This window comes from Mesorhizobium sp. M0016 (genome assembly GCF_040324035.1).
In the GTDB taxonomy this organism is placed as follows: Bacteria; Pseudomonadota; Alphaproteobacteria; order Rhizobiales; family Rhizobiaceae; genus Mesorhizobium.
In genome coordinates this window covers 60,268-84,987 of record NZ_JAMYVM010000024.1, presented here as the reverse complement: position 1 = coordinate 84,987, position 24,720 = coordinate 60,268, and the positions used below count along the sequence as shown (strand labels likewise).

General features: G+C 63.5%; 20 protein-coding genes. 10 read left to right on the top strand and 10 right to left on the bottom strand.

The genetic code is table 11. The features are described 5' to 3' along the window. Positions 1-54 precede the first annotated feature (54 nt). The gene (locus NKJ88_RS26940) at positions 55-1,944 is read right to left on the bottom strand and encodes a pilus assembly protein (protein ID WP_023694757.1); all 1,890 of its coding nucleotides are present in this window, start codon (positions 1,942-1,944) and stop codon (positions 55-57) included. A 336-nt stretch (positions 1,945-2,280) separates the two neighbouring features. Here NKJ88_RS26940 and NKJ88_RS26935 point away from each other — a divergent pair, with 336 nt between their 5' ends. Both NKJ88_RS26935 and NKJ88_RS26930 read left to right on the top strand, forming a co-directional pair. Continuing rightward, on the top strand, positions 2,281-3,141 hold the full coding sequence (locus NKJ88_RS26935) for a TIGR01459 family HAD-type hydrolase (RefSeq protein WP_023671533.1): 861 nt from the start codon (positions 2,281-2,283) through the stop codon (positions 3,139-3,141). 9 nt (positions 3,142-3,150) lie between these two features. Next, positions 3,151-4,134, top strand: coding sequence for a bifunctional riboflavin kinase/FAD synthetase (locus NKJ88_RS26930; protein ID WP_023682976.1), 984 nt, complete (start codon positions 3,151-3,153; stop codon positions 4,132-4,134). A 29-nt stretch (positions 4,135-4,163) separates the two neighbouring features. Here the strand turns inward: NKJ88_RS26930 and NKJ88_RS26925 are convergent, their stop codons facing one another. The 4 genes from NKJ88_RS26925 to NKJ88_RS26910 all read right to left on the bottom strand — a co-directional run bounded on the left by NKJ88_RS26925 (position 4,164) and on the right by NKJ88_RS26910 (position 6,057). Continuing rightward, positions 4,164-4,718: an HdeD family acid-resistance protein gene (locus NKJ88_RS26925; protein ID WP_352446231.1), complete on the bottom strand. Its 555-nt coding sequence runs from the start codon at positions 4,716-4,718 to the stop codon at positions 4,164-4,166. 128 nt (positions 4,719-4,846) lie between these two features. Beyond that, positions 4,847-5,260 (bottom strand): MAPEG family protein, encoded by a 414-nt coding sequence (locus NKJ88_RS26920; protein WP_352446229.1) that lies wholly within the window; start codon positions 5,258-5,260, stop codon positions 4,847-4,849. A gap of 12 nt (positions 5,261-5,272) precedes the next feature. Continuing rightward, on the bottom strand, positions 5,273-5,755 hold the full coding sequence (locus NKJ88_RS26915; RefSeq protein ID WP_023730459.1) for an SRPBCC family protein: 483 nt from the start codon (positions 5,753-5,755) through the stop codon (positions 5,273-5,275). Continuing rightward, complete coding sequence (locus tag NKJ88_RS26910; protein WP_031244613.1) at positions 5,752-6,057, bottom strand: ArsR/SmtB family transcription factor; 306 nt, start codon at positions 6,055-6,057, stop codon at positions 5,752-5,754. The genes NKJ88_RS26915 and NKJ88_RS26910 overlap by 4 nt, the downstream gene beginning before the upstream one ends. Positions 6,058-6,269: 212 nt before the next feature. Between NKJ88_RS26910 and NKJ88_RS26905 the strand changes: the two genes are divergently transcribed. The 3 genes from NKJ88_RS26905 (at position 6,270) to NKJ88_RS26895 (ending at position 11,163) form a co-directional block, all read left to right on the top strand. After that, positions 6,270-7,073, top strand: coding sequence for a MipA/OmpV family protein (locus NKJ88_RS26905; RefSeq protein WP_352446227.1), 804 nt, complete (start codon positions 6,270-6,272; stop codon positions 7,071-7,073). 233 nt (positions 7,074-7,306) lie between these two features. Continuing rightward, a complete protein-coding gene (gene ileS / locus NKJ88_RS26900) occupies positions 7,307-10,279 on the top strand; it encodes an isoleucine--tRNA ligase (protein ID WP_352446225.1) in 2,973 nt (990 codons plus the stop codon). 200 nt (positions 10,280-10,479) lie between these two features. Then, entirely contained in the window at positions 10,480-11,163 is a 684-nt protein-coding gene (locus tag NKJ88_RS26895; protein ID WP_023700630.1) for a hypothetical protein, read from the top strand. A gap of 27 nt (positions 11,164-11,190) precedes the next feature. On the opposite strand, the gene NKJ88_RS26890 is transcribed toward NKJ88_RS26895, so the two are convergent. Then, positions 11,191-11,643 carry a nucleoside deaminase gene (locus NKJ88_RS26890; protein WP_023694762.1) on the bottom strand — a complete coding sequence of 151 codons (453 nt, stop codon included), beginning with the start codon at positions 11,641-11,643 and terminating at the stop codon, positions 11,191-11,193. A gap of 180 nt (positions 11,644-11,823) precedes the next feature. On the opposite strand from NKJ88_RS26890, the gene NKJ88_RS26885 reads away from it, so the two are divergent. The 5 genes from NKJ88_RS26885 (at position 11,824) to NKJ88_RS26865 (ending at position 18,483) form a co-directional block, all read left to right on the top strand. Next, complete coding sequence (locus NKJ88_RS26885; RefSeq protein ID WP_352446223.1) at positions 11,824-14,007, top strand: pseudouridine synthase; 2,184 nt, start codon at positions 11,824-11,826, stop codon at positions 14,005-14,007. A gap of 47 nt (positions 14,008-14,054) precedes the next feature. Next, a complete protein-coding gene (gene rsmD, locus NKJ88_RS26880) occupies positions 14,055-14,609 on the top strand; it encodes a 16S rRNA (guanine(966)-N(2))-methyltransferase RsmD (RefSeq protein WP_023671544.1) in 555 nt (184 codons plus the stop codon). A 96-nt stretch (positions 14,610-14,705) separates the two neighbouring features. Further along, a complete protein-coding gene (locus NKJ88_RS26875; protein WP_023824515.1) occupies positions 14,706-16,061 on the top strand; it encodes a M16 family metallopeptidase in 1,356 nt (451 codons plus the stop codon). A 188-nt stretch (positions 16,062-16,249) separates the two neighbouring features. Then, a complete protein-coding gene (locus NKJ88_RS26870; protein ID WP_023821174.1) occupies positions 16,250-17,626 on the top strand; it encodes a M16 family metallopeptidase in 1,377 nt (458 codons plus the stop codon). Beyond that, positions 17,623-18,483, top strand: coding sequence for a patatin-like phospholipase family protein (locus tag NKJ88_RS26865; protein ID WP_023712767.1), 861 nt, complete (start codon positions 17,623-17,625; stop codon positions 18,481-18,483). Before NKJ88_RS26870 ends, NKJ88_RS26865 begins: the two co-directional genes overlap by 4 nt. A 168-nt stretch (positions 18,484-18,651) precedes the next feature. On the opposite strand, the gene NKJ88_RS26860 is transcribed toward NKJ88_RS26865, so the two are convergent. The 4 genes from NKJ88_RS26860 to NKJ88_RS26845 form a co-directional block, all read right to left on the bottom strand. Next, positions 18,652-19,188, bottom strand: coding sequence for a dihydrofolate reductase family protein (locus tag NKJ88_RS26860; protein WP_023712768.1), 537 nt, complete (start codon positions 19,186-19,188; stop codon positions 18,652-18,654). Positions 19,189-19,301: 113 nt separating this feature from the next. Further along, positions 19,302-19,970, bottom strand: a complete 669-nt coding sequence (locus NKJ88_RS26855; RefSeq protein ID WP_023752074.1) for a 4'-phosphopantetheinyl transferase family protein — start codon at positions 19,968-19,970, stop codon at positions 19,302-19,304. After that, a complete protein-coding gene (locus NKJ88_RS26850) occupies positions 19,967-20,425 on the bottom strand; it encodes a GNAT family N-acetyltransferase (protein WP_031203347.1) in 459 nt (152 codons plus the stop codon). Before NKJ88_RS26850 ends, NKJ88_RS26855 begins: the two co-directional genes overlap by 4 nt. After that, positions 20,425-24,513 (bottom strand): Pls/PosA family non-ribosomal peptide synthetase, encoded by a 4,089-nt coding sequence (locus NKJ88_RS26845; protein WP_023829504.1) that lies wholly within the window; start codon positions 24,511-24,513, stop codon positions 20,425-20,427. Before NKJ88_RS26845 ends, NKJ88_RS26850 begins: the two co-directional genes overlap by 1 nt. Between the last annotated feature and the right edge of the window lie 207 nt (positions 24,514-24,720).

The window sequence follows — 24,720 nt, the reverse complement described above, 5'->3', positions numbered from 1 at the left end:
CGAACGCAAAACGCCCCGCCGAGGCGGAGCGCCTTGTTCGAAAGATCGCGCCGATCAGCTGACGATGCGCAGGTTCGACAGTTCGTCGGCGATTTCCTTGAAACTTTGCGACAAGGTGGCGCCGGTCGCGTTCCAGTACAGCTTCGCCGGTTTGCTCGGGTCGGTCGGATCCTTGCGGAAGCGCGAATCCGAGGAGCATTTCTTCAGCGCATCTATGGCAGTCTTTTCCGCCGGCTTGGAACTAACAAGGTCGAGCGAGACGGTCATCAAGAGAATGTTCGAATTCTTCGCATTGGCGCAAAGGGTTTGCATCTGCTCGTCAAGCGCGGCCGTGTAGTTGGTCGCCGTATAGGTTGTCTTGGCGACGGTCGTGTTGACGAACAGGCGGGTCGCAGGCTCCACTGGCTTCGGAAAATTAGGGCCGGTGTAGCCATAGGCGGCGTAGGTCGATCCATTCTTGGCGTAGTTGCTGGTCATGTCGTTGCTGGGGCCGATGCTATAGGTGTTTGCGCCGTCGGTCAGGACGATGACCACTTTGTCGTTGCCTCTTTCGGTGTTCGGCCGGCCTTGCGTAAAAGGCTCGTTGCTCGACACCGTCCGCCAGCCCCAGGCCAGCCCTTCCGGCACGTTGGTGTTGCCCGTCGGGGCCATGGCATTGATGGCATCCGTCAGGATTTTCTTGCCATCGGTGGTGGTTATGTCCTGCAACGGCGTGATCGCGGCGGTCGTGCATGCCGAATTGGGTCCATCATCGGCCGCAGCGGCTGCTGCGTCCCAGGGCTTTGTCAGAAAATACTTGCGCATATCCGCCTGGCGTTTGGGGACAGTCAGCGTGTCGGAATAATCGATCCACCAATTGTTGGCGTAACCCCACGTCGATGTGCTGGTGCGAGTTGTGTCGGTCCAGAAATTGCCAGCTTCGTCCGGCGCGAACATCGGCACGAACATGGTGGCGGGCGTCCCAGTGGTCGGCGACGTGTCGTCGTCATTATAGGGATACGGCCTCGCCTCCACGCAGCCCTTCCAGGCTTCGTATTTGGCGACGACGGAGGTCTTGCAAGTGCCGTTCGAGTTTTTCTTCGTACAGGTCGTTGCCATCATGTCCTGATAGAGGGTGAAACGCGTCATCTCCTTGTCTTTGTCTGTGCCCCAGCCCGTGCCGCGCTGGTAGTAAACGCTGCCTACTTTTTCAATCCATTTGGTGGCATTTGCCGCCGCTGTCATCGTCGACCAATCGAAGTTCTGATGATGGATCGGGGAAATGCCGGTCGTGTCCAGCCACGTCGGCAATGGAGCCGGGGGGATCGGAGCGCCGACATTGACCGACGCAGAAAACGGGACCAGCGAGAACTGCACCGGCTTGGTCACCTGCTTCATTTGTGCGGCCTGGAGCGCCATTGTATTGACAAGCTCGGTCGCGGCCTTCTTGAGCAAATCTATTCGCGGCTGGCCGGTGCCGGAGCCGTTGATGCTCATAGAGCCGGAATTGTCGAGCACGAGAGACACTTCCAGCGTGTTTTTGAGGCGGATCTCCGAGCATGCCGATGTTGTGACGTCGGCGGCGGTTCTTCCGATCATCATGGCCGCTGCCGGCAGGAAATAGGGGTGGTACGTCAATTCGGCGCACAGCTTCAGCGTGCCACCACCTGCGTTGTTGTTGGGAAGCGTCACCGTCAGGGCCGTATTGGCTGCTTTGACGCGGCCGAGATTGGCTTCGAAGAAATCCTTCGCATAGGCCTTGACTGCCGTGTCGGTCGCCCCGGTGACGATCTGCTGTGCCGTGGCAATCCCGGCGGCATCCAGCGCGTTCAGCATGTTCTGCTTTTGGCGCAAGAGATCGGTGTAGTCGATGGCAAGCGCCAGCGCGCCCATCAAGGGCACCATGGTGATCACTGTCATCAAGGCATAGTTGCCGCGTCTGTCGTTCAGAAATCTGCGGATCATGCCTTCAGCACCCCTGCCAGGACCCCAATATCGGTCCGAAGATGCCCACAAAATCGTTAAATTTCAGGTTGCTGAAATGCGTTCAACATAGGCCCATCTTTTCAAGGCTCGTTAACCACTCGGCCCTGGTGATCAGCGGTGCGACATTGTTTCGATAGACCGAAGCTCGGAGAAGGGTGGTTCCTGCCTGTGCAACCTTCGATCAGCCCGTTGCGCAACAGCCTGGCAAGTGCCGAAAAGCTGGTGACAGGATGAAACGCTTCGGTTAATGCGGGGCCGGTTGCGGCGGACCGTCGGCTGCAGCTCTCGCAATGATCGTCACAGCAGGTAAACGGCATGGCGGATTCGCCTGATATCATCGGCTCGCTCGCGGATTTGTCGGGCGCCTACTCGGCCATCCTGTGCGATGTCTGGGGCGTGATCCACAATGGCGAATGGCATTTTCCGGCGGCTGCCGAAGCGCTTGCCGCCGCGCGTGCGGCGAAGGTCCCGGTCGTCCTGATCACCAACTCGCCGCGCCGCAATGCCGATGTGGTGGCGCAGATGAATGCGATCGGCGTTCCCGCCGCCGCCTACGACCGCGTCGTGACCTCAGGCGATGTGACCCGCGACCTTATCGCCGAAGGCCCACGAAAAATCTTCCATATCGGCGCCGACCGCGATTTCACCCTCTATGACGGTCTGGACGTCGAGCTCGTCGAGGAGTTCGAGGCCTCCGGCGCGGTCTGCACCGGGCTGTTCGACGACGAGGTGGAAACGCCTGAGGATTACGCCGATCTGCTGCGCCGGCTGCGCGCCAGGAACCTGCCTTTCATCTGCGCCAATCCCGACATCGTGGTCGAACGCGGCGAGCGCATGATCTGGTGCGCCGGCGCCTTGGCGCGCGACTATGCCCAGCTTGGCGGCCGCACGCTGATCGCCGGAAAACCTTATGCGCCGGTCTATGACGTAGCGCTGCGGGAGGTCGCCGTGCTTCTCGGCCGAGACGTCGCGCGCACCGAGGTGCTGGCCATCGGCGACGGCATGATGACCGACGTCAAGGGCGCCGCCGACAACGGCATCGACGTGCTTTACGTCTCGGGCGGCATTCACGCGCGCGACTATGGCGATCCCATGCAGCCGGACCCCGCCAGGCTTGCAGCCTTTCTGCAAAAGCACGGCTACCGGCCGGTCGCCGTCATTCCGAGACTGCGGTAGGGTTGCTGCATGAGCGCAGCTTTCGAACACATTTCAGCAACCGCGCCGCTGCCGCCGCATTTGCGCGGCGGCGTGGTGGCGATCGGCAATTTCGACGGCGTCCATCGCGGCCACCAGGCGGTGCTCGATCGCGCGCTTGCCGAAGCCGGGCGGCGCGGCGTGCCGGCGCTAGTGCTGACCTTCGACCCGCATCCGCGCAAGGTGTTCAGGCCCGATATGCCGCTGTTCGTATTGACGCCGCCGCCGATGAAGGCGCGGCTGCTGTCGCATCTGGGCTTTGCCGCACTCGTCGAACAGCCGTTCACGCGCGCCTTTGCCGGCCTGTCGGCCGAGGCTTTCGTGACCGATGTGCTGGAGACGAACCTCGGCATCACCCATGCCGTCACTGGCTTCGATTTTCACTTCGGCAAGGACCGGCAGGGCGGTCCTGCGTTTCTGATGGCGGCAGGCGAGCGCCATGGTTTCGGCGTCACCCTGGTCGACGCCTTTCGCGACGAGGGCGCCGAGGTGGTGTCGTCGAGCCGTATCCGCGAGCTGCTCTGCGAGGGAGAGGTCGCCGAGGCCGCAGGCCTGCTCGGCTACCGCTTCACCGTCGAAAGCGAAGTGATCGGCGGCCAGCAGCTCGGCCGCACGCTCGGCTTCCCGACAGCCAACATGAGGCTTTCGCCGGAAACGACTCTGAAGGAAGGGATTTATGCCGTCCGCTTTCGCCGCGCCGACGGCACGCTCTATGATGGTGTCGCCAGCTTCGGGCGTCGCCCGACTGTCGACGACAATGGCGCGCCGCTGCTCGAAACCTTCGTCTTCGACTTTGCCGGCGATCTCTATGGCGAGATCTGCGACGTATCGCTCTTCGGCTTTTTGCGTCCCGAGGTGAAGTTCGATGGGCTCGATGGGCTGGTGGCACAAATGAAGCGCGACGAGGCGGAGGCGCGCGCGCTGCTGGCCGGCGTCAGGCCGCTTTCGGATCTGGACGGCGCCATCGCTTTTTGAGCCTTCCGGCCGCTTACCTCTTCAAGCCCCTACTTCTTCAACGCCAGTCCGAGAGCGATGAAGCTCCAGCCCTGGAAGATCAGGTCGATGGCCAGGAACAGGCCGAGCACCCACAGGCTGTTGACCGGCCAGCCCATGGCGATGGTCAGCCCCGCCAGCACGCTGATCAGGCCCGCCGCGACGACCCAGCCCCAGCCCTTTTCCGGTCGGTGGCTATAGCCGACCCAGGCCCTGAGCGCGCCTGAAGCGACCAGCGCCACCGCCAGCAGCAAGGTCAGCACCGTCGAGGCCAGCAGCGGATTGTCGAAGGCAAAGAAACCGGCAACGGCATAAAGTAGGCCGCTGAGCAGCCAATAGAAGAAGCGACTCCAGGTCTTCACGCCGAAGGGATGCACGATCTCGATGATGCCGGCCATCAGCATCAGCCAGCCCACGACATAGACCGAGGCGACGGTGGCGATGAACAGATTGCCGAAGGCAATGCCGCCGAAGATGAGCAGCAGCACGCCGAGCGCGACGAACCACCCCCATTTGTCCCGTGTCCGGCCGATCGCATCTTTGAGGGTATCACCGTGCAGGGTCATGGCTGCATCTCCTCGAAATCGCCTGGCACCTTGCCGGGAGGTTAGCCCCGGCTGTAGCGGACGTCCAGCCGATGGCGACGGCTAGCAAACAAACAAAGCGTCGGTGGCTTGAGGTTCGCGCGTACGTGTCAATTTATGGCAGCCCACCCAGTCACAAGGACGAGGACAAGCGTGACGATCGCTCCAGAGACGTAGACGATCGTTCTGACACTGCCACCCTTGGCGGCATTGCCGCCGCGTAGGTAAACCCCCAGGTGAAGCAGGCGTATCGCCACATGAACCCAGACAATGGTCGCCAACGTGGCCGACCCAACGCCAACCATCATGGCCAGCACCGCCGGGACGACAAAAGGCGCCAGCGCCTCGACCGAGTTCATATGCACGCGGTCGATCCTGTAGAGGAGATTGGCGTCGTCGGCCGGGATCACCGGACCGGAAAGCGCTCCGGCAAATCCCTTGGACGAACCCGAGTAAACCGCCAGCGCGACTGACAAAAGACAGAGGATCAGTACACCGAGGATGCTTAGCCGATAGGGTTCCATAATTGTGCTCCTTCAGGTCACCTTGCTGGCAAAAAGATCTTGGAATCGCCTGAGATACAGCGGCCAGCCTCGATCACCGTCAATCCCAAAGCGCACGCCTTCCCAGCCTTCGCCATGACGTTCGAGATTGCGATGCTCGATCTCGACGCGGGTCCGGCTATTCGTCTCCGCCGTAAACCGGACTTCCCACTCGCTGGTCCTGTCCGGATTGGTCTCGATCTGCCATTGAGGGCTGATATCCCAACTCAGAAGCAGTCGGTTCGGCGGCTCGTAGGCCAGCACTCGTGCCCAGCGGCACTCGCTGCCATCCACACCGCGGTCGTAGACGTGACCGCCAACGCGGGGTTCGAAGATCGTCTCCGCGATCGGCACCGCAAGCAGGTTATGCTCTTTGGGTTTGAAACTGCCGAAGTCCTCGGTGAAGACCTTGAAGGCATGTGCGATCGGAGCCTCGACAAGGATGGAGTGCCTCACGGGCGGTTGATGTGTGCTCATTCCTGCTCCTTCAAGGGCTGTTCGACGACCACTTTGTAGGCCGCCAAGGTCTTGCTCCAGAACCGGTCGAGTTCGGCGCGCAGGCTGGCCAAGCCTTCCGGTTCGACCCGGTAGATGCGTTGCTTGCCTAGCCGTGTGTTGGCCACGAGGCCGGCGTCCTTGAGCACCTTCAGGTGCTGCGAGACCGCCGGCCGGGTGACAGGAAGCGCACGAGCCAATTCCCCGACCGAACAGGGTTGTTCGACCAGCAGTTCGAAGATCGTCCGCCTGGTCGGGTCGCCAAGCGCGGTCCATGTGTTCATGTTAGTCTGCACTAACGCGAATTTAGGCAACCTCGCTATTTCTGTCAAATCGCCACAGGCCCGGCGGCGCCCTGTTCAAATGGGCCACAGCGCAAAAAAACAGGGTCGCAGTTGCCGCCACTGCTGTAGATTTTAAGTCAAATTTTACCGAACCGGCGCCATGGCTTTGGCTGCCGGGTGTTCTCTCCGTTTGTTTCGCGTATGGGGTGATGATGCGTATTGTCTGGACGATTCCGCTGTTTCTCGCCTCGGCGCTGCTCACTGTGTCCACCGCCAATGCGGGCGAGGGTGCCTTCGGCTGGATGTCCGGCGACTGGTACCTGACGCTTGGCGCCACCGGCATGGTCGCGCCGAAATTCGAGGGCTCCAACAGCTATCTGCTCAGCGCATCGCCGATCATCTCGCTGGGCAAGGCCGGCCCGGCCGCGCGCTTTACCTCGCGCAACGACAACATCTCGCTGGCGCTGGTCGACGATGGCGGCGTCCGCGCCGGCCTGACCGGAAAATTCCTGTTTTCGCGCGACAGCAAGGATGAGCTCAATGGCCTCGACCCGGTGCGCTGGGGCGGTGAGGTCGGCGGCTTCTTCGAAATCTATCCGACGGACTGGCTGCGCGCCCGCGCCGAACTGCGCCATGGCATTCGTGCCCATGATGGCTTTGTCGCCGACATCGCCGCCGATGCTTTCTACGACGTGACGCCGACTGTCAGAATTTCGGGCGGACCACGCGTGTCCTTTGCCTCGTCGGGCTATTTCGACTCTTATTATGGTGTCAACGCCAAGGAGGCTGCGGCCTCGGACCTGAGCGAATACCATCCTGGCGGCGGCCTGAAATCGACCGGCCTTGGTGGCGCCATCACCTGGAAGGTGACCGATCCGATGACCGCCAGCCTGTTCGGCGAATATGCGCGCCTGATGGGCCCGGCCGCCGATTCCAGCCTGGTCAAGGAGCGCGGCGACCGTAACCAGTTCACGGTCGGCGTCTCGACCACCTATCGCTTCGACTTCGCGATGTAAGTGAATCGAACAAGAGACGCTTTATTCCTGCGGCTTTCTCGGCTAAAAGCCCGGCAATGACGAGCTTTTCACGCCTTCGCGCGCTGACGATACGAATTACAGGCCCGGTGTTCCGGGCGGCCTGAGCGCCGCCGGAGCCGCCGGGAGTTTTGCGCGCCCCCTCGCGCTTTTCCAAATCATGATAGTTCACGCCCGAGCTTTTACGCCCGCCGGGCAATGCACATGGCAGACCAATGACCGACACTGTTGAAACGATCGACTATTCCAAGACGCTTTACCTGCCGCAGACGGATTTCCCGATGCGCGCCGGCTTGCCGGAAAAGGAACCGCTGCTGGTCAAGCGCTGGCAGGATATGGACCTTTACGCCAAGCTGCGCGAGGCGGCCGCCGGCCGCGAAAAATACGTGCTGCATGACGGCCCGCCCTACGCCAACGGCAACATCCATATCGGCCACGCGCTGAACAAGATCCTCAAGGACGTCATCACCCGCTCGTTCCAGATGCGCGGCTATGACTCCAACTACGTGCCCGGCTGGGACTGCCACGGCCTGCCGATCGAATGGAAGATCGAGGAACAGTACCGCGCCAAGGGCAAGAACAAGGACGAGGTGCCGGTCAACGAATTTCGCAAGGAATGCCGCGACTTCGCCGCGAACTGGATCACGGTGCAGGGTGGCGAGTTCCAGCGGCTCGGCGTCGTCGGCGACTTCAAGAACCCCTATACGACGATGGCTTTCCACTCGGAGTCGCGCATCGCCGGGGAGTTGTTGAAGTTCGCCATGTCGGGCCAGCTCTATCGCGGCTCCAAGCCGGTAATGTGGAGCGTCGTCGAGCGCACCGCACTGGCCGAGGCCGAGATCGAATACCATGATTATGAGAGCGACACGATCTGGGTGAAGTTCCCGATCGTCGGCGCTGGATCAGGAAGAACTGTCACGACACCCGAGTTGGGTGGCGCTTGGGAAGCTATCAAGGAACTGAGGGATGCCCACGTCGTCATCTGGACGACAACCCCGTGGACGATCCCCGGCAACCGTGCCGTCAACTATTCGTCACGGATCGGCTACGGCCTTTATGAAGTTACCGCAGCCGAAAATTCGTTCGGTCCACAGCCCGGTGAAAAGCTGATCTTTGCAGATGCGCTTGCCGAAGACTCTTCGGCCAAGGCCAAGGTCACCTTGAATCGCCTTCGCAGCGTTTCGGTCGAAGAGCTTGGAAGCCTTACACTTTCACATCCCTTCGAAGGTCTCGGCGGCGGCTACGAATTCGCCGTGCCGATGCTGGCCGGCGATCATGTCACCGACGACGCCGGCACCGGCTTCGTCCACACCGCGCCCGGCCATGGCCGCGAGGACTTTGATGCCTGGATGGATGCGGCATCGGATTTGCGCGCACGCGGCATCGACCCTGCCATCCCCTTCACTGTAGATGATGCCGGCTTCTTCACCAGGGACGCGCCGGGTTTTGGCCCGGATCGCGAAGGCGGGGCGGCGCGCGTCATCGACGACAACGGCAAGAAGGGCAATGCCAACCAGGCGGTCATCGACGAACTGATCAAGCGCAACGCGCTGTTCGCGCGCGGCCGGCTGAAGCACAGCTATCCGCACTCGTGGCGGTCGAAGAAGCCGATCATCTTCCGCAACACGCCGCAATGGTTCGTCTATATGGACAAGGACCTCGGCGACGGCACGACGCTGCGCAGCCGTGCGCTGAAGGCGATCGATGACACACGCTTCGTGCCGGCGGCCGGCCAGAACCGTATCCGCGCCATGATCGAGGAACGCCCGGATTGGGTCTTGTCGCGCCAGCGCGCCTGGGGCGTGCCGATCGCCGTCTTTGCCGACGAGGACGGCAATGTGCTGAAGGACGATGCCGTCAACCAGCGCGTCATGGACGCATTCGAGAGGGAAGGCGCCGACGCCTGGTTCGCTGCCGGCGCCAAGGAGCGTTTCCTCGGCAATCACGATGCCTCCAAATGGAAGCAGGTGATGGACATCCTTGACGTCTGGTTCGATTCGGGCTCGACGCATGTCTTCACGCTGGAAGACCGTCCGGACCTGAAATGGCCGGCCGACGTCTATCTCGAAGGTTCCGACCAGCACCGCGGCTGGTTCCACTCCTCGCTGCTCGAAAGCTGCGGCACCAAGGGCAGGGCACCTTACGACACCGTCGTCACCCATGGCTTCACCATGGATGAGGAGGGGCGAAAGATGTCGAAATCGCTCGGCAACACCGTCGTGCCGCAAGACGTCATCAAGCAGTCCGGCGCCGACATTCTGCGGCTATGGGTGGTGACGACGGATTATTGGGAAGACCAGCGTCTCGGCAAGAACGTGCTGCAGACCAACATCGACGCCTACCGCAAGCTTCGCAACACCATCCGCTGGATGCTGGGCACGCTCGCCCATGATGATGGCGAGGAGGTGCCGCTGGACAAGATGCCGGAACTGGAGCGGCTGATGCTGCATCGGCTGGCCGAACTCGATGAGGTCGTGCGCTCGGGCTACGACGCGTTCGAGTTCAAACGCATCACCCGCACTTTGCTCGACTTCATGGTGGTCGAGCTGTCGGCCTTCTATTTCGACATCAGGAAGGACGCGCTCTATTGCGAGGGACCCGCCAGCGTGAAGCGCAAGGCCTCGGTACAAGTGGTGCGCCACCTCTTCGACTGCCTGGTGAAATGGCTGGCGCCGATGCTGCCCTTCACCACGGAAGAAGCCTGGCTCGACCGTCATCCGGATGCTGTCTCGCTGCATCTCGACCAGTTCCCCGAGATTCCGGCCGACTGGAAGAACGAGGCACTGGCTGAGAAATGGCGCAAGGTGCGGCAGGTTCGCCGTGTCGTCACCGGCGCGCTCGAGATCGCACGCGCTCAGAAGGTCATCGGTGCCTCTCTGGAAGCCGTGCCGGTCGTGACCCTCGACGATGCCGCGCTTGAAGCCGCGATCGCCGATGTCGACATGGCCGAGATGGCGATCACCAGCGATCTCGTCATCGCCCATGGCAAGGCGCCGGAAGGCGCCTTTGCGCTCGACGATGTCAAAGGTGTCTCGGTGGTGGTCGAAAAGGCCGAGGACCGCGGCTTGGTCAAATGCGCGCGTTCGTGGCGCTATACCGCCGATGTCGGGCAGGACGTGGAATTCCCCGACGTGTCTGCCCGCGATGCCGCCGTGCTGCATGAACTCAAGGCTCTGGGACGTTTGTGAGTGCTCAAAGCCGGTGCACAAATGCCACGGCGGGCGGGTGAAAAGCGCCCGCGCGTTGCCCTTAACGAGTGGTTGAGATAAACACGCGAAACTCCGGAAGACAAATTGTCGCCGGAATTCCGTCGCAAGAGCGTGGACGATGGGGACCGGGCCTTCGGCCGGTGACGATCGAGAGGCTGTCTAGAGTGGGACTTTTTGGCATGACCAAGAGAACTTATGCGCGCGTTGCGCTGCTGGCGCCGTTTGTCGCGTCCGGCCTCGCTCTGTCCGGCTGCATGGGTTCGCCGACCTACGGCACCGACAAGACGGCTGGCGAGCAGCTTGCCGGAGACCTTTCCGGCGCCTTCGCGATCACGCCCAAGCACAAGGAACAGATCGACTACAGGCCGCGTCCGGAGCTGGTAAAGCCGGCGCCGGGGCAGAAGGAAGTGCTGCCGCCGCCTCAGGAAAGCATCGAGACGGCGAGCACCGATTGGCCCGAATCGCCCGAGCAGCGCCGCGCCCGTCTGCGTGCCGACGCCACTGCCCACCAGGACGACCCGTCCTATCAATCGGGGATCGTCGATGACGTGCAGACCGATCCGGCTTCCGTGAAGAAGGCGCTGGCGGATTCGGGCTCCAGCCACCCGCCGGCCTGGTCGCCGAAGGATTCAGACAAGGGCCGCGCCGCGGAGATCCAGCGCCGCACCGCAGAGCAAAAGCAGGGCGATCCCAACACTCGCAGATATCTGAGCGAGCCGCCTCTGGCCTACCGAGCTGCCTCCGACACGGCGCCGCAGGGCGAACTCGGCGAGGATGAATACAAGAAGGAACGCCGCCTCAAGAAGGAAGCGGCCGCCAAAGGCAAGAGCGGCGGGCTCTTCGACTGGCTGCCCTCCTGGTAGGAACGCCGCCTTCGGTAGCTGAAGGCTCTACGTTTCGCGTCTTTCCCGAAAGAATTCCCTGAGCAGCAGCGCCGCATCGGCCTCGGCCATGCCCGGATAGATGTCGGGCGTATGGTGGCAGGTCGGCGAAGCGAAGAAGCGCACGCCGTTGACCACCGCGCCGCCCTTCTCGTCGGCCGCGCCGAAATAGAGCCGGCGCAGCCTGGCGAAGGAAATGGCGCCGGCGCACATGGCGCAGGGTTCCAGCGTCACATAGAGGTCGTGGCCGGTCAGCCGCTCGCTGGAGAGCGTTTGGCAGGCCGCGCGGATGGCCAGCATTTCGGCATGCGCCGTCGGATCGGCAAGTTCGCGGGTGCGGTTACCGGCGGATGCCACCACCGTGTCGCCGCTGGCGATGACGGCGCCAACCGGAACTTCTCCGCGCAAGGCGGCGGCTTGCGCCTCTTTCAGCGCCAGCGCCATGAAATCCGGCCGCTTCACGCGGTTTCCATTCCGATTATCTCCTCGCCACTTGGCGGTGATCCTGTTATGGAGCGCGTCAACCCGAATATCGGAACAGATTTTCGGAAATGATCATGCGCCAAATCAAAGTGCTATAGCGTCCTTTGCGCGTCCGAAAGGATGCGCCACGCTGTAGCAGCGCAACAAGGCAAAGGCCACATGGACGACAACGACAAGAAATCTCCGCGCCACAAAGGCCCGGGCAAAAGCGGCCCTGGAGCCGCGGGGCCGCGCCGCGATGGCGCCGCCGGCAAAAGCGGCAAACCCTCCTTCGGGGCCAAGAAACCCTATTCACCGCGAGGCGCCCGGCCCGCAGCGGCTGAGGGCGAGCGGCCCAAGCGCGATTTCAAAAGTGGCGACCGGCCATTCAGCAAAGGTCCGCGTTCCGAAGGCAAGCCCTTCGAAAAGCGCGAGGGACCGCGCAAGCCATATGCACCACGCGGTGACCGGCCGATGGCAGCCGAAGGCGAGCGCAAGCCGTATGAAAAGCGCGAAGGGCCGCGCAAACCCTATGCGCCGCGTGGGGATCGCCCTATGCCGGCCGAGGGTGAACGCAAGCCGTATGAAAAGCGCGAGGGGCCGCGCAAGCCTTATGCACCGCGCGGCGATCGGCCGGTTGCGGCCGATGGCGAGCGGCCAAAGCGCGATTTCAAGGGCGGCGATCGGCCATTCAGCAAGGGGCCGCGTCCCGAAGGCAAGCCTTTCGAAAAGCGTGAAGGGCCGCGCAAGCCCTACGCACCGCGTGGCGATCGGCCTGCTTCCGCCGAGGGCGAAAAGCGTTTTGACCGGCCAAAGCGCGATTTTGGCGATCGCCCGCAGCGCGACGCCGGAGATCGTCCCAAGCGTGACTTCAGCGATCGCCCCAAGCGCGATTTCGGTGGTGACCGGCCGCAAGCATCTGGCGGCGCCTTCAAGCCGCGCCCGCGTCCGGCAGATGCGGAAGAAGCCGGCGAGCGTATCGCCAAGCGGCTGGCCCGCGCCGGCCTGGCGTCGCGCCGCGACGCCGAAGACCTGATCGCGGCGGGCCGTGTCAAGGTCAACAACCGGGCTTTGACCTCGCCGGCCTTCAACGTCATGCCGGGCGACATCATCCATCTCGACGGCATGGAGATCCCGCCGATCGAGCGCACCCGCCTGTTCCTGTTTCACAAGCCGGCCGGCGTCGTTACCACCAACCGCGACCCCGAGGGCCGCAAGACCGTGTTCGACGTGCTGCCGGCCGAATTGCCGCGGCTGATGACCATCGGCCGCCTCGACATCAACACCGAAGGCCTGCTGCTGCTCACCAATGATGGCGGTCTGTCGCGCGTGCTCGAACTGCCTGCCACTGGCTGGCTGCGCCGTTACCGCGTGCGCGTCCATGGCAAGGTCGAGGAAAGCATGCTCGCAGGCCTGCGTGAAGGCATTGCCGTCGACGGCGTCTTCTACGGCGCCATCGAAGCGACGCTCGACCGTGAGCAAGGCACCAACGCCTGGCTGACGATCGGCCTGCGCGAAGGCAAGAACCGCGAAGTGAAGAACATCCTTGGATCGCTCGGCCTCGACGTGACGCGGCTGATCCGTATCTCCTACGGACCGTTCCAGCTCGACTATCTCGCCGAAGGCCATGTGCTGGAGATCAAGGGCCGCGTCTTGCGCGACCAGCTCGGCGAGCGACTGGTCGAGGAATCCGGCGCCAATTTCGACGCCGAGATCATCAAGCCGTTTTCCAACCAGCCGGTGCGGCGAGAGCGTGACGCGGAGCCGGAACGGCCGAAAGTCACCCGCGAGGGTGACCATCGGCCGATCGGCGAGGGCGGTCTGATCAAGAACCGCAAGCGCCGCGAAGGCAGCCGCGACGAAGCGCTCGGCAAGCTGTCGACCAGTCCCGAAAGGGGCGCGAGGCCGGAAAAGAGCTTTGGCGAACGCGGCCCGAGACCCGAGCGCAGCGAGTTTTCGGACAAGCCGCGCAGCGAGTTTCGCGAAAAGCCGCGCGGCGATTTTGGCGACAAGCCCCGTGGAGGCTTCGGCGACAAGCCGCGCGGCGCCTTTGGTGACAAACCGCGCGGCGGCAAGAAGCCCGAGCGCGAGCAGCGGCCGATCGATCCGCCGGGCCAGCGCAAGGCTAATGTCTGGATGGCGCCGGGCGCGCGTCCGATCGGCAAGGGCAGGGCGGAAGCCGATGCCGCCAAGGCGGCCGAGGCCAAGGCGCGCAAGGCGTCATTCAAGCCGTCCTATGGCAAGCCGGCCTATGGCAAGCCGGGCGGAGCCAAGCCGTTCGGCAAGCCGGGTGGCGAGCGTCCGGATGGCGGTCGGGGCGGCGAGCGGCCACGCAACGGTCCCAAGGGCCCGAGGACCAGATGATGCCGGGACTTAAATGAGATCCGGCCTTAAATGAGACCCGGGCATAAATGAGAATCGTCGGCGGCCAATTTCGCGGGCGTCCGCTGGCGACGCCGCGCGACCATGCCATCCGCCCGACGACCGACCGCGCCCGCGAGGCCGTCTTCAACGTGCTGGCGCACCGCTTTGCCGACAAGCTCGACGGCGCGCGTGTGCTCGACCTTTTCGCCGGCACCGGCGCTCTCGGCCTCGAAGCGCTGTCGCGCGGCGCTTCCTATGGCGTCTTTATCGAAGAATCGGCCGAAGGACGCGGCCTGATCCGCACCAATGTCGAAGCTTTTGGCCTTACCGGCCGCACCAAGATCTTCCGCCGCGACGCGACCGCCCTGGGTGAGGCCGGTACGCTTGCGGCATTCGGCCTGGTCTTCGCCGATCCGCCCTATGGCAAGGGCCTTGGCGAGCGCGCCCTGCGCTCGGCCAGGGATGGCGGCTGGTTGCTGCCCGGTGCGCTCTGCGTGGTCGAGGAAGCCGCCTCGGCGCCCTTCGAGATTGGGCCGGAATTCTCGGTGGTTGATGAACGAAACTACGGCGAGACGGTGGTCCGGTTCATCGAGCTTGCGTAAGGGTGGAGCGACCGGCGCCTTCAAAATGACGCACAATTCACTTTGCCTCCGCGGCTAACCTTGCCTATCGTCGCGCGATAACAACCGGAGCCATCAATGACATTTCATACTGAATGGCTGCGGAGAGCCTTGCTCGCCACCGCGCTGACCATGGCCGGCCCGGCCCTGGCCGCGGACGATGGCAAGGTGGCCAACTTCCTGCTCGACAATGGCATGGAGGTGGTGGTCATTCCCGATCACCGCGCCCCCATCGTCACCCATATGGTGTGGTACAAGATCGGCAGCGCCGACGAGCCGCCAGGCAAGTCCGGCATAGCGCACTTCTTCGAACACCTGATGTTCAAGGCCACGACCAACCACGCCGCGGGCGAGTTCGACCGCGCCATATCGGCCATCGGCGGCTCCAACAACGCCTTCACCTCCTATGACTACACTGCCTTCCACGAGACGGTGGCGCCCTCGGCACTCGGTGAGATGATGAGCTTCGAGGCCGATCGCATGCGCAACCTCATCTTGACCGACGAGGTCATCAAGACCGAGCGCGACGTGATCCTGGAAGAGCGCCGCGCGCGCATCGACAGCAATCCGCAGGCGGTGCTCGACGAAGAGGTCGACGCGACGCTCTGGCAGAACCAGCCCTACCGCATTCCGGTGATCGGCTGGATGCAGGAGATGGAGCAGTTGAACCGCACCGATGCGGTTGCCTTCTATGACAAATACTACCGCCCCAACAATGCGGTGCTGATCGTGGCCGGCGATGTCGAGCCGGAGGTCGTGAAGGCGCTGGCCGAAAAAACCTATGGCAAGGTCGCGCGCGGTCCCGACCTGCCCCCGCGCATCCGCCCGGTCGAGCCGGAGCAGAACACCAAGCGCACGGTGACGCTCACCGATGGGCGCGTTTCGGTGCCGAGCTTTTCGACGCAATGGGTGGTTCCGTCCTACCACACGGCAAAACCCGGCGAGGCCGAGGCGCTCGACCTGCTGGGAGAGATCCTTGGCGGCGGCAGCCGCAGCAGGCTCTACCAGCAACTCGTGGTCAAGCAAGGCATCGCATCGGCGACCGGCGCCTTCTTCCAGGGTACGATGCTCGACGCCACCAATTTCACCGTCTATGGCGCGCCGCGCGGCGACGCCAAGCTGAGCGACGTCGAGGCGGCCGTCGACGCCGAGATCGCCCGCATCGTCAAGGACGGCGTCACCGCCGATGAGCTAGAGAAGGCCAAGGCCCGCTATATCAGGGCCATGATCTTCGCCCGCGACAAGCAGGACGAGATGGCCAATCTCTACGGCGCCGAGCTCGCCACCGGCGGCAACGTCAGGGATATCGAGGAATGGCCGGAACGCATTCGCAAGGTCACCGCCGATGAGATCAAGGCGGTCGCCGCACGCTATCTGCTGCTCGATCGTACGACGACCGGCTATCTCTTGCCGCAGCAACAGGCGGGGAATTGATGATGACGAGATTGAGCGTTAGCGCTGCCCCTCACCTGCCTGCCGGCATCCTCTCCCCCTATAGTGACGGGGAGAGGGGCGCTGTCATCGTCGATTTCGCCAACCATCAGCGTCGTAAGAAGAGCGCCAGCGTCGCGGCGAGACCCCTTCTCCCCGTCACTATACGGGGAGAAGTGCCCGGCAGCGCGATGAGGGGCGGAGCTGACCTTGGCGATCAATGGCCTGATGGGATTACTCATAGGCGCATCGCGGTTCTCCACGTCTTCGCCACACTGTTCCTCGGCATCTTCTTCCTCATCCTGCCGGCGCTTGCCGCGCACGCGATGGACATTCAGCCGGTGACCTCATCGAAAGGCGTCAACGCCTGGCTGGTCGAGGACCACTCCATTCCGATCGTCGCCATCCGCTTCGTCTTCGATGGCGGCTCGACGCAGGATCCGGCGGGGCGGGAAGGGCTGGTCAATCTGATGACCGGCCTATTCGACGAGGGCGCCGGCGACCTCGACAGCGAGGCCTTCCAGATCAAGCTTGACGATGCCGGCGCCGAAATGGGCTTCGAAGCGGCGCGCGACGGCACCTATGGCGCGATGCGGATGCTGGCCGAGCAGAAGGATGCGGCCTTCGACCTGCTCAGGCTGGCGGTCACCAGCCCGCGCTTCGACCAGGCGCCGATCGACCGTATCCGCGCCCAGATCCTGTCCGGCATCATCGCCAATGAGCGTGACCCCAACACCGTCGCGCAAACCAAATGGCTGCGCGCCATCTATGGCGAACATCCGTATTCCAGGCCCGACCAGGGCACCAAGGACAGCATCGCCACCATCACGGCGGCGGATCTGGCTGCCTTCCACAAGGCCAATTTCGCCCGCAGCGGCCTGCATGTTGCGGTGGTCGGCGACATAGATGCCGCGACGCTGAAACGGAAGCTCGACGAGGTCTTCGGCGATCTGCCGGAAAAGCAGGTGCTGCAACCGGTTGCCGATACCGAGCTGAAGCTCGGCCAGCAGCTCGAGGTCGACTACGACCTGCCGCAGACCTCGCTGCAGTTTGCCTATCCCGGTGTGAAGCGCGATGCGCCGGATTTCTTCCCTGCGGTGCTGATGAACCAGATTCTCGGCGGCGGCACCTTCACCTCGCGCCTCTATGACGAGGTGCGGGAAAAGCGCGGCTTGGCCTACTCCGTCGATTCCAACCTGGTCGACCACCAGCATTCCAATGCGCTGATCATCACCACGGCGACGCGTTCCGACCGCGCCGCCGAGACGCTCGGCATCGTCAAGGAGGTGGTCAAGAAGATGGCGCAGGAGGGGCCGACCGAGGCCGAGCTGGACGCGACCAAGAAATACATGGTCGGCTCCTATGCTATCAGCAATCTGGATTCTTCCAGCGCCATTGCCGCGACCCTGGTGGAATTGCAGCTCGACAATCTCGGCATCGACTACGTGCAGCGCCGCGCGGCGCTCATCAACGGCGTGACGCTCGATCAGGTCAAGGCAGCGGCGAAGAAGCTGCTGACGCCGGCGCCCGCGATCATGAGCATCGGGCCGAAGCTGGAGGCCAAATGACAGGTCCGACTTTCGGTATCGCCTTTGGCGGCGGCGGCGCGCGCGGCCTCGCCCATATCCACATCGTCGAGGCGCTGGACGAGCTCGGCATCAAGCCCGTGGCCATCGCCGGCTCCTCGATCGGCGCCATCATGGGCGCCGGCATGGCCTCGGGCATGAGCGGCAAGGACATCGAGGACTACGCCCGCTCGATCCTCGGCCGCCGCGCCGAGGTGGCGGCGCGCATGTGGCGCTCGCGTCCCGGCACCATCGCCGAGGCGATGCAGGGCGGCATCCGAGTCAGCCAGTTCAACATAGAGCGCATCTTGAAGGCGTTCCTGCCGGAAGCCATCCCGGAAACCTTCGCCGAGCTGAAAATCCCGCTGAAGGTGACGGCGACGGACTATTTCGGTCACAAGCTGGCCGTCTTCGACGAGGGCGACCTGCATTCGGCGCTCGCCGCCTCGGCTGCCATTCCCGCCGTGTTCCGCCCGGTGACGCGCGACGACCGCGTGCTGATCGACGGCGGCATCTACAATCCGGTGCCGTTCGACCTCATCGAAAACGACGCCGACATCATCATCGCCATCGACGTCGTCGGCGCGCCGAGCGAGGCCGAGCGCAAGCACCCGACCACGGTCGACCTGATGTACGGCGCGACGCAATTGATGATGCAGTCGATCATCGCCCACAAGCTGAACCAGCGCCCACCAGACATATTGATCCGCCCGCCAGTGTCGAAATACCGCGTGCTCGATTTCATGAAGATCGACACGCTGATGGCCGAGACGCAGGAGGTCAAGGACGAACTGAAGCGCGAGGTGGAAAGAGTGGTCGAGGCGCGTGCCAAGGGCAAGCGGGGGAAGAAAGTAGGGTGAGCTGCCGATCTCCCCCCTCGAGGGGGAGATGGCCGGCAGGCCAGAGGGGGTCGTCTCGCGTGAAGCTAGACCTCCTACTGTCGATAGGAGGTTGCGTCAGGACGGACCGACCGCCTCTGTCGCCTTCGGCGACATCTCCCCTAAAGGGGAGATTACCCCACCAGCGTCTCACACCCTCCCAGCCGCATATTCCAGCGCCACCACGCCATTGCTGAACTGTACGGTCGAGATCGGCTCCAACGCCACCGGCATATCGGGCGGGAACAGCTTCTTGCCCTCCCCGACGGAGCCAGGGTAGCTCAGCAGCCTGACGCGATCGACCAGACCATGGCGCAGCAATTCCCGCGCGACGCTCAGGCTGCCATGCACATAGATGTTGCCGCCGCTGCCTTGCTTCAGCGCCCGAACCGCTTCCGGCAACACACCCTTCAGCAACTCGGCCGGTTTCCAGTCGAGTGCCTTCGGGCTTGTCGACGCGACATATTTCGGCAGCGCATTGAACCGGTCGGCGAAGTCTCCGGTTTCCTTGGGCCAAGAGCCGGCAAAAATCTCGTAGGTCGTGCGCCCCAGAAGCATGGCCCCGCTGTCGGCAAGCTCGTCCTCCTTGAACCTTTGCATCTCATCGTTCCAGGTCACGCTGGGCAGCTTCTCGACCTCGGCGATGCCATCGATGCTGATGAATTCGGTGACAATAAGGTTTCTCATGGCGCTCTCCTTCTTCTGTCAAAGGACGAACCGTGTGAGCCTTTTGCGACCGCTCTGCGAAAAAAAAGCGCTTTGTTGAGCAGGCGTTGCTGTCGGGCGCTGGCCCATCGCGCTTAAAGGGGGGCGCTTCGGACACCATCGACAAACGCCAGAACGACCACACACGGAGCAACGCAGTAAACCAGTCTCGCTCTGCGGCCCGTCTTCGTCACAGCGTCGCTTGCGTCGAGATCGACGGTGATGTCCTCATAGCCCAGCACTTCGCCATCAAGCGGGTAGGCGGCCTTGTAGACAGCTTCCTTGGCGGCAAAAAGGATGCGACCGGCAAGATACAAGTCGGTTGCGTCGATCCGGTCAGCGGGGGCTGCAACCAGCGCGAAGATGTCGTCGGGCAGGGGCAAAGCGGGCTCGATATCGATGCCGAGCGAGGCGACGTGGGAGAGCGGCGCGACGGCCGCCACGGCCATCTCGTCGTCGTGAGCCAGCGACCCCGTTACTCCATGAGGCCATACCGGTGCGCCGGAGGAGCCGCGGAGGATAGCGACGTCGTTCAAGCCCATATCCGCCAGCAACTCGTGCGCGATCCACCGCGCCGCGCCACTCGCCCGCCGCATCAGCGGCAGGCGTGACGGGATGGAGCGTGCTTCCTGCGGCAGCAAATGGTTCTCATCGCCTTCGCGGATCGTGCGGCATCCGATCCGAACGCCGGCGGGTGCCATGGCGGCCATCGCCGCCAGCAACTGCGCCGACAGGCTGGCGCCGGCATCGAGCGGGCGCGTCATGGCTGTTCGCCCCGCAGAGCGAGGTCGGCGATCATTTCCCCGTCCTCGTCGGGCCCTTCTTCGACGAAACCGGCAGCGCGATAGAGGCGGCGTGCCGCTTCATTCTCAGGTTCGTAGCAGATCGAAACGTGGCTGATGTGGCCGAGCCGCATGATTTCATCCAGCACTTCGCGCAAAGCGGCCTTGCCGTAGCCTTGGCCCTGATGGACGCGATCGATCATGAAGCGGTAGATCCGCGCCTCGTCGTCGTCCTCTGGCGCCTCATACATCAGGAAACCGACGACGCGATCCCCTGCCATGACGACGCGCGGCCGTGCGTCCCCGTCGGTTTCGGCTTCGTCCAGCGACTCCGCATTGCTGGCGACAAAATCGATCTGATCCGCGGCCAGTTCCAGAGCCGCGACCAGGGCCCGGTTGGCCGCAGTCACCGAAACGAGACGGACGTCTGCGCCCATCAAGCCGTTGCCTTGACGCTATCCTCCGGCAGCGGCTCGACGAAGCGATGCAGCTTGGCCGGGTTGCCCCGCCAGATCGAGTTGGGCTCCAGCTCTTCGCCCTTCATCACGAAGGAGTCCGCGTCGACCATCGAGCCTTTGCCCATCACCACGCCGTAGTGGACAAAGGCGGAAGGCCCGAGCGTGCAGCCATCGCAGATGCGGATGAAATCGGACTTGAACGCGCCTTCTTCCAGCGAATGGGCCTGGATCACGCAGCCCTCGTTGAGCGTGACGTCGTCGCCGATCTCGACCAGCGAACGCTCGGTCAAATTGCTGCCGCCGTCATAGACCCGGCTGCCGACCTTGACGCCGAGCAGGCGCAGGATCATCGGCCGGAACGGCGTGCCGGCGAACAGGCGCACGATGGGCGAATCCGCCAGCTTCCAGTGGCGCTCGTGGCGCCAGAAGGCGACGTCGTAGATGGTCGTCATCTGCGGCTTCAAGCCGCGGAAACCAAGACTTGCCCGCTCGACCAGAATGTAGAACGGAATGGTGATCGCCGAGGTCAAGATGACGGCGGCGAACAGCGCCACCTCCGCCCATTCCGTATAGTAGTTCAGCGCCCGGTCCCAGATCGCCAGCGTGACGAACAGCATGACCCATTGCGTTGCCAGGAACAGAAGAATGGTCACCAGGTTGTGGCGGTTCTTGAACGGGATGCGCCGGCGCCGGTCTGCCTCGTCGACGCCCGCGATAAGCTCCTTGTCGCGGTTCACCATGCGCGGGATTTCAAAGGCGGGCGAACCGAGAAGGCCGACATTCTCGCGCAACGGCCCGTCGATGGGGATCATCACCTTGGTGCCGAGCAGGACGTTGTCGCCCGTGCGCCCGTCCGGCGGATAATAGATGTTGTTGCCGAGATAGTTGCGCTCGCCGATGCGCGTCGGCTCGAGCCTGAAGGCCGAGGCGGACTTGTGCATGTTGATCATGAACAGCCCGTCCGACACCATGGTCTCGGTGCCGATCTCGCACAGAAGCGGGTTTTCGTGCTGCTGGTTGGAGCCGAAATTGGAACCGGTCTGCACCACTCTGTTGAGGTTCCAGCCGATGGCGCGCATGTAGTGCACGATCGCCGAGCTGTCGCCGGCCAGGAGCCCGAGCACGCGGGAATTGCTGGCGAATTCGGCGACGGTCTGCAGCCAGTAGCGGAAACCGTAAAGCGTGTAGGTGCGGCCCGGCTTCAAGATCAGGCTCGTCAGGCGCGGCACCAGCGTCGCTGCCAGGAAAGCCGCCGCGATATAGCCGAAAAGCGTGACCGTGGTGCCGATTGCGACAAGGCCGATCGTCTCCTGATAGTCGTCGCCGACATATTCCCAGTAGCTGTGGAACAGGAGCGGCAGCGGGGTGACGAGGCCAAACAGGCCGACCAGCTGCAGCGCTTCATAGAGGAAGCGCCGGACCTGGTAAGGATTGACATTGCGCACCTTGCAATAGTCCGCCGTGGTCGGCACCGCCGGCGATCCATGCCAGTGCTCGCCGTCGGGAATGCTTTGCCCGCGATGCAGCGAGGACGAATGGCCGAGCTGGGCGCCGTTGCCGATCCTGGTGTCGATGTCGAGCGTGGAGCCGACGCCGACGAAGGCATCGCGGCCGATGGTCAGCGGCCCGGTGTGGATATAACCGGACTGGGCCCTGAAGCCGAGGATCATCGATTCCTTGCGCAGGATGGTGTTGGCGCCGATGGAAATAAGATCCGTGCAGACGGGCACGGACTTCGATTCGATGACGGCGTTTTTCCCGAGTTTGGTGCCGAGCAGCTGCAGATAGAGGCTGTAGAGCGGGCTGCCGCGGAACAGCACGACGGGTGCGGTGCGGATCAACGTCTTGACCACCCAGAAGCGGAAGTAGCGCACGCCCCAGATCGGAAACGCCTCGGCCTTCCAGCGGCCGATGAGCACCCATTTCGCCAGGACTGCAAAGCCCGACATGCCGAAGAACACGGCGGCCGAGAGCGCCACGCACCGGATATAGAGCTGCAGCGGATCGTCGAGCGCGTCATACATCCAGTTGAGGCCGTCATTGATCGCCCAGAGCGCCACGTAGCTGTAGAGGCCGTAGAACGAAAGCTGCGCCGCGCCGCAGGTCCAGTAGGCGAAATTCGAGGCCCGGCGGGTGAGGACCGGCTCGTTGGTTGCCGTCGTCATCTCCTCCGCTACCCCCAGATGCAGCGCCAGGCGCGCCACTGTGGGATAGAGATAGATGTCGCGCATCGACGTCGTCGCCCATTCCTTCCTGGTGCGCACGCGCGCGCAGAAATGCGCCATCAGCAAGGAGTTGGCGCCGAGATCGTCGAAGAAGTGATCCTCGACCGACACCGCGTCGAATTTCAGCACCGTGGCCAGCGCTTCCGCCAGGAAACGCTCGTCCTCATTGGCGGGCGGCACCATCGTGCGATCGGCCGAAAGCCGGATGCTCGTCGGCTTCGGCAGCTGGCGCAGGTCTACCTTGTTGGAGACGGTCATCGGGATGGCAGGCAGTTCCTCCAGATAGGCGGGCACCATGTAGTCGGGCAGCCGCCGCTTCATCGTCTGGGCGAGATCCCCTCGGGAAATCGCAGCTAAGCCGGTTTTAAGCGCGTAATAGGCAACCAGTTCGACGCGGCCGGGCTCGATCTCCCAGGTGGTGACGGCGGCCTGCGCGATCTCGGGCTGGTCGAGCAGCACCGCCTCGATCTCGCCGAGCTCGATGCGATATCCGCGAATCTTCACCTGCGTGTCGATGCGCCCGGCATACTCGATCTCGCCGCTATCGTTGATCCGGCCAAGATCGCCGGTGCGGTAGATGCGCTGCGACGGGTTGTTCGGCAGGCCGACGAAATCGGCGATGAATTTCTGGTCGGTCAAGTCCGGCCGGTTCAGATAACCGACGGCGAGCCCGATGCCGGCAATGCCGATCTCGCCCAGTTCACCGGGCTCGGCAAGTTGCGGCAGCGAAGCGTCGAGAATGACGATCGAGTAAGTCGGCAACGGCGCGCCGATCGTGACGGGACGGTCCGGCGTCAGCGCCCCCATCGTTGCGGTGACGGTCGCCTCGGTCGGCCCGTAGGTGTTGAGGATCTGCCGGCCCGGCTTCGACCAGCGCACCACCAGATTGTGCGGGCAGGCCTCGCCGCCCACCAGAAGCGTGCGCAGGCTGGGAACGTCCGATGTCATCGATGACAACAATGTCGGGCTGCAGGCCATGCAGGTGATGTCATGGAGGCGCAGGAAATCCGCCAGTTCCTCGCCCACCAGCGGCATCTGGCCAGGTGCCGGCACCACCGTCGCGCCGGCGACGAACGGCACCCAGATCTCTTCGGAGGAAAAGTCGAAGGCAATGGTCATGCCCTGATACACCCGGTCGCCCGGCCGGTAGCCGTAGGAGGCGGCCGCGACGTGTATGAAATTGACGAAACTCTGGTGCGTGATGACCACGCCCTTGGGCTTGCCGGTGGTGCCCGAGGTATAGAGGATGTAGCAAATGTCGTCCGTCGCCTGCTGCTTCAGCGGCGCGGGCGACTGTGCGGAGATTTCGGCGGCGGCGCTGTCGATCAGCACATGGGGAACGGGCAGTTGACCGGCGCGCGACGCATAGGCGGCGATGGTGACGATCATGCTGACGGCGGCGTCTTCGATGATCAGCGCCATCCGCTCCTGCGGAAACGCGGTGGCCAGCGGCACGAAGGCAGCCCCCGCCTTCATCACCGCCAGCAACGCCACATAGGTCTCCGCCGACCGGTCGAGAATGAGCCCGACCCGGTGGCCCGGCCGCACGCCGTGCTTGATCAGCATGCGGGCGCACTGGTTGGCACGGCTGTTCAGCTCCTGATACGTCCAGACGCGCCCGTCGGAGATCACCGCCGGCAACGTGGCGAATGTCACGGCGAGCTGCTCGAACACCGTATCGAGCCGCTCACCCGGCTGCAGGGCAAAGTCGGCGCCCGTCAGGACCTGGCCGTCCCTTGCCGCGGCGCGAGCGATCCTTGCCAGCGCATCGATGCTTGCCAGGCTGCCGATCGCCGTTGCCGCGTCGCTGTCCAGTTCGGCGATATCGTAGTCCATGTCCATACTTTCTCGTCCTCGCCGGGCATTGCCCGGCTGTTCATGCCGCCGCTGGAGGAGGCACTGCGCCGCCGCTGCGATTTTGTTGGTGGAGGGCTTCCAAAAAGGAAGTGCCCGGAATCCCGACCGGGAAGCTTATGCCACCCGATCTTTTCGCCGGTTTTTCCGAACTGTTGAATTTTGTTTCTGGAGTGTGTCTGGGCGGGGAGCTTG

What these genes read in the sequence shown, in the direction of transcription:
- NKJ88_RS26940 (WP_023694757.1), bottom strand. Translation starts at nt 1,944, where the DNA reads ATGATCCGCAGATTTCTGAACGACAGACGCGGCAACTATGCCTTGATG.
- NKJ88_RS26935 (WP_023671533.1), top strand. Translation starts at nt 2,281, where the DNA reads ATGGCGGATTCGCCTGATATCATCGGCTCGCTCGCGGATTTGTCGGGC.
- NKJ88_RS26930 (WP_023682976.1), top strand. Translation starts at nt 3,151, where the DNA reads ATGAGCGCAGCTTTCGAACACATTTCAGCAACCGCGCCGCTGCCGCCG.
- NKJ88_RS26925 (WP_352446231.1), bottom strand. Translation starts at nt 4,718, where the DNA reads ATGACCCTGCACGGTGATACCCTCAAAGATGCGATCGGCCGGACACGG.
- NKJ88_RS26920 (WP_352446229.1), bottom strand. Translation starts at nt 5,260, where the DNA reads ATGGAACCCTATCGGCTAAGCATCCTCGGTGTACTGATCCTCTGTCTT.
- NKJ88_RS26915 (WP_023730459.1), bottom strand. Translation starts at nt 5,755, where the DNA reads ATGAGCACACATCAACCGCCCGTGAGGCACTCCATCCTTGTCGAGGCT.
- NKJ88_RS26910 (WP_031244613.1), bottom strand. Translation starts at nt 6,057, where the DNA reads ATGAACACATGGACCGCGCTTGGCGACCCGACCAGGCGGACGATCTTC.
- NKJ88_RS26905 (WP_352446227.1), top strand. Translation starts at nt 6,270, where the DNA reads ATGCGTATTGTCTGGACGATTCCGCTGTTTCTCGCCTCGGCGCTGCTC.
- ileS (WP_352446225.1), top strand. Translation starts at nt 7,307, where the DNA reads ATGACCGACACTGTTGAAACGATCGACTATTCCAAGACGCTTTACCTG.
- NKJ88_RS26895 (WP_023700630.1), top strand. Translation starts at nt 10,480, where the DNA reads ATGACCAAGAGAACTTATGCGCGCGTTGCGCTGCTGGCGCCGTTTGTC.
- NKJ88_RS26885 (WP_352446223.1), top strand. Translation starts at nt 11,824, where the DNA reads ATGGACGACAACGACAAGAAATCTCCGCGCCACAAAGGCCCGGGCAAA.
- rsmD (WP_023671544.1), top strand. Translation starts at nt 14,055, where the DNA reads ATGAGAATCGTCGGCGGCCAATTTCGCGGGCGTCCGCTGGCGACGCCG.
- NKJ88_RS26875 (WP_023824515.1), top strand. Translation starts at nt 14,706, where the DNA reads ATGACATTTCATACTGAATGGCTGCGGAGAGCCTTGCTCGCCACCGCG.
- NKJ88_RS26870 (WP_023821174.1), top strand. Translation starts at nt 16,250, where the DNA reads ATGAGGGGCGGAGCTGACCTTGGCGATCAATGGCCTGATGGGATTACT.
- NKJ88_RS26865 (WP_023712767.1), top strand. Translation starts at nt 17,623, where the DNA reads ATGACAGGTCCGACTTTCGGTATCGCCTTTGGCGGCGGCGGCGCGCGC.
- NKJ88_RS26860 (WP_023712768.1), bottom strand. Translation starts at nt 19,188, where the DNA reads ATGAGAAACCTTATTGTCACCGAATTCATCAGCATCGATGGCATCGCC.
- NKJ88_RS26855 (WP_023752074.1), bottom strand. Translation starts at nt 19,970, where the DNA reads ATGACGCGCCCGCTCGATGCCGGCGCCAGCCTGTCGGCGCAGTTGCTG.
- NKJ88_RS26850 (WP_031203347.1), bottom strand. Translation starts at nt 20,425, where the DNA reads ATGGGCGCAGACGTCCGTCTCGTTTCGGTGACTGCGGCCAACCGGGCC.
- NKJ88_RS26845 (WP_023829504.1), bottom strand. Translation starts at nt 24,513, where the DNA reads ATGGACATGGACTACGATATCGCCGAACTGGACAGCGACGCGGCAACG.